Source organism: Arthrobacter sp. NicSoilB11, assembly GCF_019977375.1.
Lineage (GTDB): Bacteria > Actinomycetota > Actinomycetes > Actinomycetales > Micrococcaceae > Arthrobacter.
In genome coordinates, this window is the sequence record NZ_AP024657.1 from 2,458,110 (window position 1) to 2,472,882 (window position 14,773).

General features: G+C 67.4%; 13 protein-coding genes. 3 read left to right on the forward strand and 10 right to left on the reverse strand.

The genetic code is table 11. From position 1 onward, the window contains the following. Window positions 1-12 precede the first annotated feature (12 nt). Genes LDO14_RS11405 through LDO14_RS11415 form a run of 3 tightly spaced genes read right to left on the reverse strand, consistent with a single transcriptional unit; the run spans window position 13 to window position 3,511 of the window. On the reverse strand, window positions 13-1,389 hold the full coding sequence (locus tag LDO14_RS11405; RefSeq protein WP_223991848.1) for a class I SAM-dependent methyltransferase: 1,377 nt from the start codon (window positions 1,387-1,389) through the stop codon (window positions 13-15). Then, window positions 1,386-2,117, reverse strand: coding sequence for a DUF1365 domain-containing protein (locus tag LDO14_RS11410; protein WP_018769434.1), 732 nt, complete (start codon window positions 2,115-2,117; stop codon window positions 1,386-1,388). Before LDO14_RS11410 ends, LDO14_RS11405 begins: the two co-directional genes overlap by 4 nt. Then, window positions 2,114-3,511, reverse strand: coding sequence for an FAD-dependent oxidoreductase (locus tag LDO14_RS11415; protein ID WP_223991850.1), 1,398 nt, complete (start codon window positions 3,509-3,511; stop codon window positions 2,114-2,116). Before LDO14_RS11415 ends, LDO14_RS11410 begins: the two co-directional genes overlap by 4 nt. A 96-nt stretch (window positions 3,512-3,607) precedes the next feature. Between LDO14_RS11415 and LDO14_RS11420 the strand changes: the two genes are divergently transcribed. From LDO14_RS11420 to LDO14_RS11430, 3 genes are read left to right on the forward strand one after another with little or no spacing between them, the layout of a single operon-like run. Continuing rightward, on the forward strand, window positions 3,608-4,525 hold the full coding sequence (locus LDO14_RS11420) for a LysR family transcriptional regulator (RefSeq protein ID WP_223991852.1): 918 nt from the start codon (window positions 3,608-3,610) through the stop codon (window positions 4,523-4,525). Window positions 4,526-4,570: 45 nt separating this feature from the next. Further along, window positions 4,571-5,077 (forward strand): DUF2004 domain-containing protein, encoded by a 507-nt coding sequence (locus LDO14_RS11425; RefSeq protein ID WP_018769437.1) that lies wholly within the window; start codon window positions 4,571-4,573, stop codon window positions 5,075-5,077. A gap of 48 nt (window positions 5,078-5,125) precedes the next feature. Continuing rightward, entirely contained in the window at window positions 5,126-5,842 is a 717-nt protein-coding gene (locus LDO14_RS11430) for a hypothetical protein (RefSeq protein WP_223991854.1), read from the forward strand. A 27-nt stretch (window positions 5,843-5,869) separates the two neighbouring features. On the opposite strand, the gene metE is transcribed toward LDO14_RS11430, so the two are convergent. The 7 genes from metE to LDO14_RS11465 form a co-directional block, all read right to left on the reverse strand. Continuing rightward, a complete protein-coding gene (gene metE, locus LDO14_RS11435) occupies window positions 5,870-8,209 on the reverse strand; it encodes a 5-methyltetrahydropteroyltriglutamate--homocysteine S-methyltransferase (RefSeq protein WP_144599801.1) in 2,340 nt (779 codons plus the stop codon). Window positions 8,210-8,316: 107 nt separating this feature from the next. Next, on the reverse strand, window positions 8,317-9,282 hold the full coding sequence (locus LDO14_RS11440) for a methylenetetrahydrofolate reductase (protein WP_018769440.1): 966 nt from the start codon (window positions 9,280-9,282) through the stop codon (window positions 8,317-8,319). A 331-nt stretch (window positions 9,283-9,613) separates the two neighbouring features. Further along, the gene (locus LDO14_RS11445; RefSeq protein ID WP_346656230.1) at window positions 9,614-10,330 is read right to left on the reverse strand and encodes a hypothetical protein; all 717 of its coding nucleotides are present in this window, start codon (window positions 10,328-10,330) and stop codon (window positions 9,614-9,616) included. Further along, entirely contained in the window at window positions 10,327-12,297 is a 1,971-nt protein-coding gene (locus LDO14_RS11450; protein WP_223995194.1) for a VWA domain-containing protein, read from the reverse strand. Before LDO14_RS11450 ends, LDO14_RS11445 begins: the two co-directional genes overlap by 4 nt. Then, window positions 12,297-12,776 carry a hypothetical protein gene (locus LDO14_RS11455; RefSeq protein ID WP_134164663.1) on the reverse strand — a complete coding sequence of 160 codons (480 nt, stop codon included), beginning with the start codon at window positions 12,774-12,776 and terminating at the stop codon, window positions 12,297-12,299. Before LDO14_RS11455 ends, LDO14_RS11450 begins: the two co-directional genes overlap by 1 nt. Next, complete coding sequence (locus LDO14_RS11460) at window positions 12,766-13,668, reverse strand: DUF58 domain-containing protein (protein ID WP_018769444.1); 903 nt, start codon at window positions 13,666-13,668, stop codon at window positions 12,766-12,768. The genes LDO14_RS11455 and LDO14_RS11460 overlap by 11 nt, the downstream gene beginning before the upstream one ends. A gap of 6 nt (window positions 13,669-13,674) precedes the next feature. Next, a complete protein-coding gene (locus LDO14_RS11465) occupies window positions 13,675-14,682 on the reverse strand; it encodes a MoxR family ATPase (RefSeq protein ID WP_018769445.1) in 1,008 nt (335 codons plus the stop codon). Window positions 14,683-14,773: the final 91 nt, after the last annotated feature.

Genomic DNA, 14,773 nt, shown 5'->3' on the forward strand with positions numbered 1-14,773 from the left:
TTCTGCCGAATGCTATAGCTGCGCCTCCCGGCGGTCCAGCACGATCTGCTGGACATCCAGGTAACCGGACTGGAAACCGGCGCGCGAGTAGCAGAGGTAGAACAGCCACATCCGCTGGAACACTGCATCGAAGCCGAGCTCCCCCACTTCCCGGGACCGGGAAAGGAACCGTTCCTCCCACAGCCGCAAGGTGGCGGCATAGTGGTCACCCATCCCCATGCGCTCCCTTACCCGAAGGGTGGTGTGCTGCTGGGTCACGCTCTCGATGGCACGGACGGACGGCAGGAACCCGCCGGGGAAGATGTACTTGTGCACCCAGGTGTAGGCGTTGCGGGTGGCCAGCATGCGGCCGTGCGGCATGGTGATGGCCTGGATGGCCACCTTTCCGCCGGGTGCCAGCACGCGGTCGATGGTCTGGAAATAAATGGGCCAGTACTCGTACCCCACGGCCTCGATCATTTCCACCGAGACCACGGCGTCGTACTCGCCTTCCACCGCCCGGTAGTCCTGCAGGGCAACGGTCACGCGGTCCGCGAATCCGGCATCCTCAATGCGTTCCTGCGCCAGCGCCTGCTGCTCGCTGGACAGCGTGACGCTGTAGACCGTGGCGCCGCGGGCGGCGGCACGCAGGGCAAGCTCGCCCCAGCCGGTGCCGATTTCCAGCAGCCGCGTCCCCTCGCCCACGCCGGCCTTGTCCAGCAGCCGGTCGATCTTGGCCCGCTGGGCCTCGGCCAGGAACTCCCATGCAACGGTGGACAGCGGACCCGCCTTCTCCGGGAACAATGCCGAGGAGTAGCTCATGGTGGAATCCAGAAAGTTGAAGAACAGGTCGTTGGACAGGTCGTAGTGCCGGGAGATGTTGCTGCGGGTGTTTTGTTCGGCGTTGCGTTCCTGGCGGGGTGTCCGGGGCAGGTACAGCGAGCGCAGCTTCTGCAGCGGCATGGGGATCAGCGTGTCCACGGAGGCAGCGAAGACTTCGAGCAGCGCGGCGAGGTCCGAGGCTTCCCAGTCGCCGGCCATGAAGGATTCGCCCAGACCGATCAGGCCGTTGTCTCCGATCCGTGCCTCGAAGGCGTCGGGCCGCAGCATGGTCATCACGGGGGCCTCCGGACCGCCCGTTCCGAGCACGGACCCGTCCGGATATTCGACGCGGAGCGGCAGCCGCTTGACCGCACCCCTGAACAGCAGGCCCGCTGTCCTGCCGGCCAGTCCGGCTTTCAGGCCCGACGGCGGTTGGGCAACACCTGGCCACAGGTCGGGATTGATGATGGCGGGCGACGCCGGCACCCCGGTTGCGCCCCAGGCTGCGGGCACGTGTCCGGCGGATGGTCCGCCGGCCTTGCCTTCGACACGGCCTGCGGTGGTGCCGTTATCGTCCGTCATGGTCATTGAACTGCCTCCTGTGAAGTGTGGGGTGGTCTGGCAACGACGGGCAGGTGTCTTGCCCAGAGTTTAATGCCCTGTATCCGGATCAGGGCGGATACCAGCAGCGGCGCGGCAGGCACCGCGAAAGCCGCCGCCAGGATGTTCGAAACCGTGGCGGGGCGGCGCCGTCCGTCCATGGTGGCCACGAAGGGCCGGTGCCCCTCCCGCTCCAGGATGATTGATACGGCAAGCCTGTCCCCCGGGGCCGGGAGCTTCATCCGGTACTCGCCGTCGACGTCGTTGAAGGGTGACACGTAGAACGCCTTCGGCACCGAGGCCCGCCCGGAGGGATCGGTTCGCAGCAGGTAGCAGTGCCGCTCCCCGTAGGTGTTGTGGACTTCGGCCACCACGCACTGCAGTTCCCCGGTGGAGCGGTAGCACCAGAACAGGGTGAGCGGGTTGAAGACGTAGCCAAAAACCCTGGCACTGGTGAGCATGTGGATGGGTCCGCCGTCGGGCTCCACCCCCTGGGTGCGCAGGTAGCGCTCCACGTTGGCCCGAATGCTTGCGCCGGGATCGCCCAGGTGGTCTCCGGCGCGGAACACTGCCAGCGGCCGGAGCAGGAACGGCAGGCGCGGCATGTGGTCCAGGTCCACGAACCAGCTGTAGCTGCGGTAGGTGAACGCATTCTTCAAGGGGCTGCGCCGGACATGGGAGATGGACGTGCGGAAAATCGAGGCGTCCATGGTCATGCCCGTTCCGTGGACAGCAGTTCCCGCTCCCCCTCGCCGGAGGAGTTGCCCGGTTCATCCGCGCGGGCCTCCGGCCAGGTGCGGCCCAGTTTCTCGGCCGCCCGCACCCCGGAGAGGGCACCGTCCTCATGGAAGCCCCAGCCAAGGTAGGCCCCGGCGTAGGCGATCCGGTTGTCGCTCAGCGCGGCGATGGCCTGCTGGGCTCGGAGGGATTCCGGCGTGTATTGCGGATGTTCGTACACCATGCGCTCCAGCACGGCGGTGCCGGCAATCAGTTCCGACTCCCCCAGGCTCACCAGGTACGGCTTTCCGTCCACGGGATGCAGCCGCTGCAGCCGGGTCAGGTCGTAGCTCACCACAACCTTGTCGGGTCGCGCGTCGCACGCCGGGAGCCGGTAGTTCCACGACGCCCTGGCGTTGTCCGCGGCAGGCAGGACTGCCGGGTCCCGGTGGAACACGGTGTGGTTCACCGAATACGGCATCCCGCCCAGCGCTTCCTTCTCTTCCGGTGTGGCGTCGGACAGGAACCGGAGAGCCTGCGCGGGATGGGTGGCGACCACGACGGCGTCAAACTCTTCCGGCCCGCTGGCCGTTGCGAGCTCCACGCCGTCGGGCACGCGCCGGATGGCAGTGACGGGCGTGTTGAGCCGGACGTCGGCCAGCGTGGCGGCGAGCTTTTCCACGTACCGGGCAGAGCCGCCGGTGACGGTGCGCCACTGCGGCGAACCCTTGATCCCCAGCATGCCGTGGTGGCCCAGGAACGTGAAGAGGTACCGCGCGGGGTAGGCCAGGGCGGTGGTGGGGTCGCAGGACCAGACTGCACTGACCACGGGGGTCATGAAGTGGGAGATGAAGTAAGGGCTGAACTTCTCCCGTTCCAGGAACGCGCCAAGTGTCAGTTCCGGCACCGGCACCTCGCCGCTGGCGGCCGACGGCGGCGCGGTCCTGAGCAACTCCCTCGCCTTCCGGTAGAAACGGGTCACCTCCAGCAGCATCAGCAGGTAGCGGCCGCGGAGCAGGCTGGAGGGTTTGGCGATGATGCCGCGGGCGCCGTCCCGTGCCCCCGCGTATTCCAGCCCGCAGCCGTCGCAGCGGATTGACATGCTCATCTCGGAGTCCTGGGTCTCGACGCCGAGTTCGGCGAACAACCGCAGCAGTGTGGGATAGGTCCGTTCGTTGTGCACGATGAACCCGGTGTCCACCCCGATGACGCTGCCGTCGGGCTGCGGCATGTCGTGGGTGTGGGCATGGCCTCCCAGCCGTGAGTCCGCCTCGAACAGGGTGACGTCGTCCTGCCTGTTCAGCACGTAGGCGGCCGTCAATCCGGCCACGCCGCTGCCGATCACGGCGACGCGCCGCCGCCCGCCTGGACTTCCTGCTGGGTTAGGTGACAATTCATGCTCCTCTGCTGAACATTTGCCGCTGGGCTGCGTATACAACTGGCTATTCGGTGCCGTGCCGGCTGTGGATGGGTGAAGTACTGTGGGCTGGTGTTAAACCCGGTGCACCTGAAGACCCTCCTTGAAGTCACGCGGCTGGGATCGTTTGCTGCCGCAGCGGCAACGCTCGGCTACACGGCCTCCGCTGTGTCCCAGCAGATGTCGGCTTTGGAGCGGGAAACGGGCACCATCCTGTTCCAGCGTTCGGCGCGCGCCGTGATTCCTACGGAAGCCGCCGTCGTCATGACGCGGCACGCCGCAAAGGTGCTCACGGATATCGAGGCACTGATGGCCGCCGCCTCCAGGACCCAGGCCACGGAAAGCCAGGAACTGCGGCTGGGGATCTTCCCCAGCCTGGCCACGTATGTCCTGCCGCGGATCCTGAAGAACCCGGCGTGGAAGAAACTTGGGATCGACCTGCAGGTGTCCGTGGCTGAACCCGGCCAAACCATCCAGGGGCTGCGTACCGGCGGCGACCTGGACCTGGCCGTGGTGTTCCAGGTGGGCCAGACCGGCTTCGCCTGGCCCAACACCATCAACAGGCAATGGATTGGCGACGACGATTTCCGGGTGGTGCTGCCTGCCGGCTGGGGTTTCCGGGCCGACGCGAAGGTCGCGGCCGACCACCTCTCGGAGATGCCGTGGATCATGCACCATCCCGGCACCAGTGACGCCATGGTGATCGAGCGTCTGTTTGCCGGCTGCAACCTGCACCCCAGGGTGGTGGCGCACAGCGACGATTTCCATGCCAGCCTGGAGATGGCCGCCGCAGGGCTGGGAGCCGCTTTGGTTCCGGAACTCGCGCTCCGGAACAAGCCGGCAGGCGTTGTGGTGCTGGACGTCCCGGAGATCCGGCTGGCCCGGAACGTGTTTGCGCTGCTGATCAATGACCGGAAGACGGCACGGGTGCAGCTTTTCGTTGACCTCCTGGCCGAAACCCTTGCCGGGATGCGCACGGCAGTGAATTAGGGCAGAACGCTGGAATGGTCTGCCCTTCGGGTCTATGTTGAGAATATGAACAAGGTAGCGAGCCAGCACTTTGGGGAGATCGAGCTCAACCACGGCATGGACCATCTCTTTGCCGCCAAACATGAGCTGCGTGGCCACCCGCTGGAACTCGACCTGAACATCAACGCCCACGACAACTTCGATGAAGCCGCGCTCCGCAAGGTCGAGTACCGGCTGCGCTTCCTGCCGGAACTGGTGGACGAGGTCCGCGAGATGATCGCTGAGGAACTTGAGCAGGAGGGCACCAGTCCGCAGGAGTATCTGCACTTCCACTGCAACGCCCTCAAGGACGAGCACCTGCACAAGGTTTTCGGTGTCCAGGACCGCAGCCAGCTCACCAACGAGGTCTTCCTCAAGGCCCTCAAACTTGGCCATGTGGGCATTTACCCCGGCCAGCCCGAGCGCTACTTTGTCCTGGATTTCACCCTGGGCGAGCACTTCACGGACGAGGTCCTGGTGGCGTCCGCCGACCAGGACGGCGTGGTGGACGACGAGATCGTCTGGGAGTCCTAGGCCGTCGACCGGTCGACAGCGCCCGGGCACCAAGGATGGTGGGCGGCCATGGATGTGGTTGATGACAGGCGTGGCATCTGGCGGCTGGCTTCGTCGCTGCTCCTCGCCGGCGTGCTTGTTTCGATTCTCGCCGGCCTCCTGCATGCCGAGTCCCACGACGCCAACGACCACGTGGCGTCCTTCACCGCCTATGCCAACAGCGGGATCTGGACCGCCGTGCACCTGGGCCAGTTCGTGGGAATGGCGCTGGTGGGGGCCGGACTTGTTACGTTGGGCACCGCGCTCGGCGTCCAGCGCCGCCCGTTGGCCTGGGCCGCACGGTTTGGTGCTCTGTCCGCCGCTGCTGCAGTTGTGCTCTACGCCGCCCTGCAGGCAGTTGACGGGGTGGCCCTGAAACAGGCGGTGGACGCGTGGGCTGCTGCCCCGGACCCGGAAAAGCCGCCCCGTTTTGCCACGGCTGAAGGCATCCGCTGGCTGGAATGGGGAATGCGCAGCTACCAGAGCATCCTGCTGGGTGCCGCCTTGGTACTGGTTGGTGTTGCTGTGGCCGCAGCCCGCCACACCTCCCGGATTGTTGGCTACCTCATGGCGCTGTCCGGGCTGGCGTATGTGGCGCAGGGGTGGATCATCGGGGAATCCGGATTTTCGGCAGCCAATTCGTTGCCCACGCTTGTGGGCATTGTGGCCATTGTTGTGGCGGCCGTGTGGCTGGCCGTCAGCGGGTGGCGGATGACGCAGACGACGGCGGCCGGCCACCTGGGGTGACCGGCCGCGGTTGCGTCGTTTCCCGTCTTACTTGGCCGCCTCCAGCAGGCCGGCCCGGACCGTCTGCGTGGCCTTGACCAGGTTGCGCAGGGACTCTTCGGTCTCGGCGTAGCCCCGGGTCTTCAGGCCGCAGTCCGGGTTGACCCACAGCTGGCGGGACGGAACGTGCTTGACGGCGGTGGCCAGCAGCTCGGTGACTTCCTGCTCGCCCGGAACACGCGGCGAGTGGATGTCGTAGACGCCCGGGCCCACACCGCGGCCGAAGCCGTGCGACTCGAGGTCGTGGACAACCTCCATCCTGGAGCGCGCAGCCTCGATGGAGGTGACGTCCGCGTCCAGCCCGTCGATCGCGTCGATGATCACGCCGAACTCGGAGTAGCAGAGGTGGGTGTGGATCTGCGTGGAGTCGGCGGCGCCGGCGGTGGCCAGGCGGAAGGAGTCAACAGACCACTTCAAGTAATCCGCCTGGTCGGCCTTGCGCAGTGGGAGCAGTTCGCGCAGGGCGGGCTCGTCCACCTGGATGACCTTGATGCCGGCAGCTTCCAGGTCGGCGATTTCGTCGCGCAGGGCCAGGCCGACCTGGTTGGCGGTCTCGCCGAGGGGCTGGTCGTCGCGGACGAAGGACCAGGCCAGGATGGTGACGGGGCCGGTGAGCATGCCCTTCATCGGCTTGCTGGTCAGGGACTGGGCGTACTTGGCCCACTCAACGGTGATGGGGGCGCTGCGGGTGACGTCGCCCCAGAGGATGGACGGACGCGTACAGCGTGAACCGTAGGACTGCACCCAGCCGTGGACGGTGACGTCGAAGCCCTCGAGGTTCTCGGCGAAGTACTGGACCATGTCGTTGCGCTCCGGTTCGCCGTGCACCAGGACGTCGTAGCCGAGCTCTTCCTGCAGCTCCACCACACGCTTGATTTCGTCCTTCATCAGCTGCGCGTACTGGTCGTCGGTGAGCTCACCCTTGTTGTTCCGGGCGCGCGCCGACCTGATGTCCGAGGTCTGGGGGAAGGAGCCGATGGTGGTGGTGGGCAGGGGCGGCAGGTGCAGTGCTTCCTCCTGCGCCGCTTCACGGACCGCATAGTCGGAGCGGGTGAAGTCGGCTGCGGTCAGTGCCTCGGTGCGGGCCCGGACGTCAGCGCGGCGGACGCCCTCTGCGGAGGCGCGGGAAGCGATCACGGCGGTTGCCTGGTCAATGGCGGCCTTGGCGGAAGCGGGGTCGGCCAGGTAGGACGCGAGGGTTTTGACCTCCACGGCCTTCTGGTCCGAGAACGCCAGCCAGCTGCGGAGCTGCTGGGAGAGCTGTGTCTCCTCCTCGACGTCATGGGGAACGTGCTGGGTGGAGGTGGACGTGGAAACGGTGACCCTGCCGGCAGCTGCCGTCAGTTCATCCAGCTTGGCAGCCGAAGCGGCGAGGTCGTTGCGCCAGATGTTGTGGCCGTCCACGACGCCGGCAACCAGGGTTTTGTTGCCCAGCGCGGCGAGTGCCGCTGCGGAGGGGACGGCGCCCTTGAAGACATCGATATGCAGGGCGTCGATGTTGGTGGCGGCGAGGGTCCCAAGCTGTCCGTCGAGGGAACCGTATGGGGTGGAGACGAGGATCTGCGGGCGGTTGGCCGCAGCGGTGAGGACCTCGTAGGCGCGGGCCACGGCTGCTTCGATTTCGACGGCCGGGGTGTCCTGGTCAACCACGAGTGCGGGCTCGTCGAGCTGGATCCAGCCGGCGCCTGCTTCGGCGAGCTTTTCGAGCAGCTGCACGTAGACGGGCAGGATGTCTTCGAGGCGGGACAGCGGCGCGAAGCCGGCGGGGGCGTCGTCGGAAGCTTTGGACAGCAGCAGGTAGGTGACCGGGCCCACGATGTAGGGGCGGGTCTCGATGCCGTTGGCCAGCGCGAAGGCGAACTCGTCAACCTTGGCGGTGGACGCAAGGGTGAACTTGGTCTCCGGGCCGATCTCCGGAACCAGGTAGTGGTAGTTGGTGTCGAACCACTTGGTCATCTCCAGCGGCTGCTGTTCCTTGTTGCCGCGGGCCAGCGTGAAGTAGCCGTCGATGTCCAGCTGGCCCCCGGCGTTGAGGAGCTTGCCGAACCGGGCCGGTACCGCGCCAAGGTGCGCGGTGGTGTCCAGGACCTGGTCGTAGTAGGAGAACGTGCCCGGGACCGCTGCGGCTTCGGTGAGGCCCAGTTCCTGCAGGCGTTTGGCGATGCTGAGCTGGATGTCCTTGGCGGCGGCGTCCAGGGCGCCGGCGTCGATCCTGCCGGCCCAGTAGGCCTCAACGGCCTTCTTCAGTTCGCGGCGGCGGCCGATCCGCGGGTAGCCGAGGAGTGAAGCTGCCGGAAACGGCGTGCGGGCGGTGTTCTGTTCAGTCATGGGGTTACTCCTGATGTCGAGGGCGTGCGCGGATGAACGCAGCACGGATGAACGCGGCGTGTACGAACGCTGCGTGGGTGAAGGAAAGCTGGTGAGGTGGGCGCCGGTCAGCTGGCGAGCTGGCTGCGGGCGATCGATTCGCGGCGGGTGCCGGGACGGCTGCGCCGCGGCAGGGCCAGCTTGTCCAGCACTTCCAAGGCACTCTGGTGCTCGTTGAAGGTGTAGATGTGGATGCCGGGTGCACCCGCATCAAGGGCGGCGTTGGCCAGGTCAACGGTGGCGTCGACACCAATGTGGAGGCGTTCGAGGTCGGAGTCCGCTGCGGCCAGGCGGGCCATCAGTTCCGGGGCGGGTTCCACGCCCGTCAGCTGGCCCAGCCGGTTCAACCGGCGGAGGCTGGTCAGCGGCATGACGCCCGGGATGATCGGGATGGTCACCCCGGCACGGCGGGCCCGGGTGAGGAGGTCGGCGTACTGCCTGGTCTCGAAGAACACCTGGGTGATGGCGAAATCCGCGCCGGACCGCTGCTTGGCAAGCAGCACCTCGACGTCGTGCTCCTCGCTGGGCGACTCCGGATGCCGGGTTGGATATGCAGCCACGCCCACTGCGATCTTTCCTGCGCACAGCAGGGCCGACCGGCGCTGCTCCACACGGCGGATGAGTTCGATCAGGTCCTGGGCGTACCGGAGCGAACCCGTGGCCGGGGCGCTGGCGTCCTTGGGAAGGTCTCCGCGGAGGGCGAGGATGCCCCGAACCCCGGTGTCCAGCAGTTCGCCGACGATCGCGGCAAGTTCCTGCGGCGTGTTGCCCACGCAGGTGAGGTGGGCCAGCGGCCGCAGCGTGGTTTCCAGCAGGAGCCGGTTGATGAGTTCGACGGCGGTGTCCCGGTTGGATCCGCTGGCGCCGTACGTGACGGACACGTAGTCCGGTTCAGTGGCTTCCAACTCGCGGATGGTGGTCCAGAGCGTCTCCGCTGCCGCGGGAGAGCGCGGCGGGAACAGCTCATAGGAAAGCGCCACCGGAGCGGTGTCGGAGAGGTTGGGATGTGCGTCAATCAGGCTTGGTGGTGACATTTGCGTCCTTGGCTTTGGGCCATTGGGGGTTCCCTGCCACGAAACAGGACAGGAAACCGGCAATGAATTTGAGTTTGGGGAACACGGAGGGACTCCACGAGGACGCAGCCGCGACTGTTACGCCTTGAATGAAGTAGTCCGTGAGCAAATGTCAGGCCCACATGGGGGCACCCACACCCTCCGGAACGGAGGATCGCTGACACGTTACCGCGGTAACTTGTCTATGACTCTATGGGGCCGGGCGGGGCCGGGACAAGTCGGGGCCGAATTAAGACGCACTTTTACGGGCTGTTTCCTGCGGCGGCAGAATTTTCTTCGCCTGGCGGGGTTCCTACCAAGGGCGGTCCGGCGCCGTGCCAGTGCCGCTGTCCAGGTATTCTTCCCGTTCGCGCCCGCTGTTCCGCTCCCGCTGGGCCTGCCGTGAATTCTCCTGGAGCCGGTCCAGCTGGCTTTGCTGTGCAGCCGCTGACCCGTCCTGCGGGGATTCATTTCCCGGCGCATCCTCCGGGTCCTCCGGCCGTCCGGCGGCGCCAAGCTTTCCTTCCAGCCGTTCCCGCGCTTCGGCCAACCTCCTGTCCGCTCCTGCTGCCGCGTCCGGGGACAGGCAGCCTTCCGGTGCCTGCCCGGCGGTTGCCAGTGCTTCGTTGAAAAGCGGAACGGCCGACGACGGGTCCCCGGCCTGGAGCCGCTGGTCGCCCAGGCGTTCGGTCACCAGGACAAGGTTCACCAGGACCAGGCATTCATCGCCGGCTCCGTCCGGGACCAGTCCCAGCGCCTGTTCGAACAGGGCCTTCGCCTCCCCATAGTCACCTGCCAGCACCGCGGCGTCACCGGCAGCGAACGGCGCCTTGTGCGGTTCCACCAGGTTGGCCAGGCCAAGGCCCTCTGCTGCGGCATCCACGGCGGGCGCATTCCCTGCCGCAAAACCGGTCGCGGCACGGTCCGCAAGAACATTGAGGCTCAGGAGTTTGGCGGCGACGCACAGCAGCAGCATTACGGGCACCGCCGACCAGAGGAGCAGGCGTTTCCTGCGGGCCCTGGCAGTCACCGGTCCCCTCCGCTGCGGCGCATGCGGGGCAACCCGCACAGCTGCCGGACGATGCCCACCGCCTCCGGCAGGGCCAGCAGGAAGGCGCCGGCGGCGAAGATCCAGTACAGCTCGGCTGCGGCCGCCGTCGGGCCGTCTCCATCCGCACGTTCCACCCTGCCGGGGCGTGCCTGCTGCATCATGTCCCCCACGGGATCGCCGGCGGCGCGGTGGACGTAGGGCACGCCGAGCTGGCCGGCGATGGTCCGTAGCCTCCCCTCGTCGATGACCGACAGTGCGTCTCCGCTGGTGCCGGCGCGGTTGTCCTGGACATACGTGCCGCCGTCGTCCTCCTGCCCTGAGTTGTCCTGTCCTTTGTTCTCCTGGCCTTTGTTCTCCTGTCCGGTGATCTCCTGTCCGCTGTTCTCCTTCATCCGGCCGCCCGCCGCCGTCCCGTAGCCCAGCACCGCTCCCCCGGCCACCAGGCCGCCGTCGAATGTCATTGCCCCGGGTTCCCTGCCGCTGGTCTGTTCGCCGTCGCCCAGGTAATACACCAGCCGGGGCCGGCCCGGATGGCCGTCCCTGGCGGCGGCCAATTGCTCTGCGAGCACCTGCCTCGCCGCGGTGATGCTGCTGCCTTTGGCGTACGCAGTCACCTGGGGTTCCAGGACATCCGTGATGGTCTCGAGTGCCAGCGTATCCGTGCTGAGGGGCATGCGGACGTGGGCGGTGGTGTCGAACGTGATGACTGAAAAGCGGGCGCCGGGCAACTGCCCGGCGATTGCCATGATGTCCTTCCGGACGCCTTCCAGCCGCGGGCTGCCGTTGCCGTAGTCCTCGGCCACCATGCTGGTGGTGGTGTCCACCACGAAGAACACGTTGAGGTCGGCGGCGGCAGCCTGGACCGATCCGCCGGGCAGGCCGGGCCGCAGGGCGGCCGCCATGACCAGCAGCACCACGGCGCCCCGCCGCAGCCACCCCCTGCTGCCGCGGCGGCCCGGCTGCAGCCGCCACAGGACTGCGCACAGGGCCAGGGCGGACAACAGCCCAGCAGCCAGCGGCAGGCCAGGTACCTCCGAGAACACAGCACGCGGCGCGCCCTGGATGGCCGCCGTTTCAGTTCTCTCCACGGCGGTGACTATTCCGGCAACGGCAGCAGGGCTGTCCAGGGCGTAATACGAGCCGCCCGTGGACTCCGCTGCCGCCCGGAGCTGGGCACCGGGCTGGCCGGTCCCGCTGCCATAGTCCAGGTCCCCCGGGTTCAGCGCGTGGACGTGCACCGATCGGTCCTTGGCCAGCCGCGCCGCCTGCTCCAGGGTCATGATCGGTTCACCGGAGAGCAAGTTGTCCGTGGCCAGCACCACCGACCGCGAGCGCCGGGGAGCGTTGCTTCCCGCAGCGTCGGAGCCGGGAAAGCTGTTGATGCACGATGCCAGGCCGTCGCCTATCAGTGACGAACCCCTGCCGCTCCATGTGCCGTCGAAGAATCCGGAGCTGCCCTGCTTGCCGTCGAACGCGTCCCTCGCGAGGTGGAGCTGCTCCTGGGCGTAGTGGTAGTCGTCGGTCAGTGGAAAGACCTGGATGGCGGTGCTGTCAATGATGGTCAGGCCGATCCGTTCACCGTCGAACTCCCGTGCCAGGCCAGCAAAGACGTCCGCCACTGCCGCGTCGGCACTGCTCATCGATCCGGAGGTGTCCAGGCAGAGCATGATGTCGCGGTTGTGCTGCTCCGGACGGAGGGTGGACACGTCAAGGGGGCGGGCCGCCGCAACCGCAGTGGAAACCAGCAGCACGGCGCAGGCGGCACCGGCCAGGACCAGCCACCGCCGGTGCCGGCGAAGGGCTGCCTGGTATTCGGGCAGCGCGGTCAGCCTGTCGGCGTGGGCAACCGGCCGCCGTCGTCCGTTGGACAACCGGTTGCTGCGCAAGGCAGCCCATACCGCCGCTCCTGCGGCAGCGGCCGCAACCGGCAGCAGCCACCAGAACATCAGCTCCACGAGCGCACCGCCGCCGAAGCTTTTGCTGCCGACACGCTCACGGACGGCAGCGGACCGGGGCCGAATTCAGCGGGGTACAGAGCTTGGACGACGTCGGCCGCCGCCGGGAGCGGGTGGCGCGCCAAATCGTGGTGCGTCATCCTGGTGGCGTCCACTCCGGTTGCATCGCGGACGAACCCGCGCAGCAGCAGGCTGAGCTGCTGGTGCGCTCCGCGTGCCTCGAGATGCCCGGCTGCCGCTGCCTCCTCCACCTCGTTGATGCGCTGAAGGTACGCGGCTTTGAGGGCCGGCAGGTCGGTCAGGGCGGACCTGCCGGGCTTGGAGCTGCGCTGCGCTGAGCGTTCCGCCTTGCGGGTGGAGGCAAACACGTAGGCGTACCACCCGGCCACCAGTGCCAGCAGTGCTGCGCCGCACCACAGCCAGGCGGGGCTGTACTGCAGCGGGCCATAGAATCCGGGATCAGCCTGCACGCCGGTGCCTCTCCAGCAGGGCGAAGAGACCCGTGATGACGTCTCCGCTGCCTGCCACCTCCCCCTCAGTAATCCCCGCGGCCCGGAGCATGGCCCTGCGCGCCGCGTCGCGCTCTGCGGTGGCCCTGGTGTAAGCGGCCTTCACCGCAGCGGACGCAGCAGGCTGCCATGGCAGCAGGGCGGAATCGGCCACGCTGCAGTAGTCCACCTCCGCGCTTGGAACCTGACCGGTCAGGGGATATGGTGCCAGGTCTGCGTCCCTGACGGTCAGCCAGAGGATCTCGTGCTGGGCGCGCAGCCTGCGGAGGAGTTGGGCCATGGCATCGTCTGCGGCAATCTCGTCCGCGACGACGAACAGCAGGTGGCGTCCCTTGATGGTGCGCGCCGTGTACTCGAGCTGTTCCTGGATCCGGCTGGGCGCCGCGTCGAGGCTCGTGTGGGAGTCCACGTGCCCCAGCAGCCGCTCCAGGTGGGCCTCGCCGCCCTTTGCGGGCAGGGAACGCGTGGCCGTTGAATCACCGCAGACGAGCCCCACCAGGTCCCCGTGCCGGTGGGCCAGGTAGCCAAGGACCCCCAGGGCGAGCACGGCAATGTCCTTCTTCGCCTCCCCTGACCGGGCCTCCGCCGCCATGTTGCGCCCGGTATCGGTGACCAGGAGGACAGTCTGCCGGCGGACGGCGGCGTAGCGCCTGATCAGGGGTGAGCCGTGGCGCGCGGTGGCCTTCCAGTCAATGTCGCGCACTTCGTCCCCGGGCACATAGCCGCGCAGGTCATCGAAGTCCAGGCTGCGGCCCTTGAACACCGAACCGTATTCGCCGTCGAGCATGCCGCGGGCTTTGCGGTGGGCGAAGATGGCCATCTTCGATTTCACCCGCTGGAGGAGGCCGGCCATAGGGGTTCAGGGAGTCTGGACAGCGGCGACGACCGCGTCGATTACCGATTCCACCGGAACCTGTTGGGCCACCGCGTCAAAGTTCAGGATCAGGCGGTGCCGCAGCACCCGATGGGCCAGCGCCTTGACGTCCTCGGGAATGACGTGGTCGCGGCCGTTCAGCAGTGCCACGGCGCGGGCGGCCTGGCTGAAGGCGATGCTCGCACGGGGGCTGGCGCCGAACTCGATGAACCCGGCGAGCCGGGCGTCAATGTACTGGGCCGCGTTCCGTGTCACGTACACCAGGCCCACAATGTAGTTGATCACCGCCGGGTCAATGTAGATGCGCCTGGTCAGTTCCTGGATCTCCAGGATGGCATCAAGGGAAGCGGCCGCCGCCGGTTTCTGTTCCGGCGTGAAGACGCCGGCGTCGATCCGGGCGATGATCTGCGCCTCTTCCGCAGGACTGGGGTAGTCCAGGACGTCCTTGAGCATGAAGCGGTCCATCTGGGCCTCGGGCAGCTGGTATGTACCCTCGTGCTCGATGGGGTTCTGCGTTGCCAGGACCAGGAACGGCGACGGGAGGCGGTAGTCCTGGCCGCCGATGGACGTCTGGCGTTCCTGCATCGCCTCCAGCATGGCGCTTTGGGTTTTGGCGCTGGACCGGTTGATTTCATCGAGCAGGACGATGTTGGCATGGACCGGGCCAAGCTGGGTGCGGAACGTTCCCTTGGCGGCGTCGTAGATCTGGGTGCCCACAATGTCGCTGGGCAGCAGGTCCGGGGTGCACTGGATCCGGCGGAATTCGGCGCTGACGGCTTCGGCCAGCGTTTGGGCCGCAGTGGTTTTGGCCAGTCCCGGTACGCTCTCAAGCAGGATGTGGCCGCCGGTCAGCAGGCCCACCAGCAGCGATTCCCGCAGCCGGGACTGGCCCACCACCTTGGCATCGAAACTGCGTGCGACGCCGGCGGCCACCCGCTGCGCCCTGGCCAGCTCCGCAGGCTGGATTCTTGCGGGCACGCTGGTCGAAAGCACTGGATCTCCCCCTGAAGACGGTGATGGGCGCGCGGTCCGGAAGGCCGTGTCCCGCCCGCCATCCTATCCAAGCCCGGCGCCCGGAACCCGG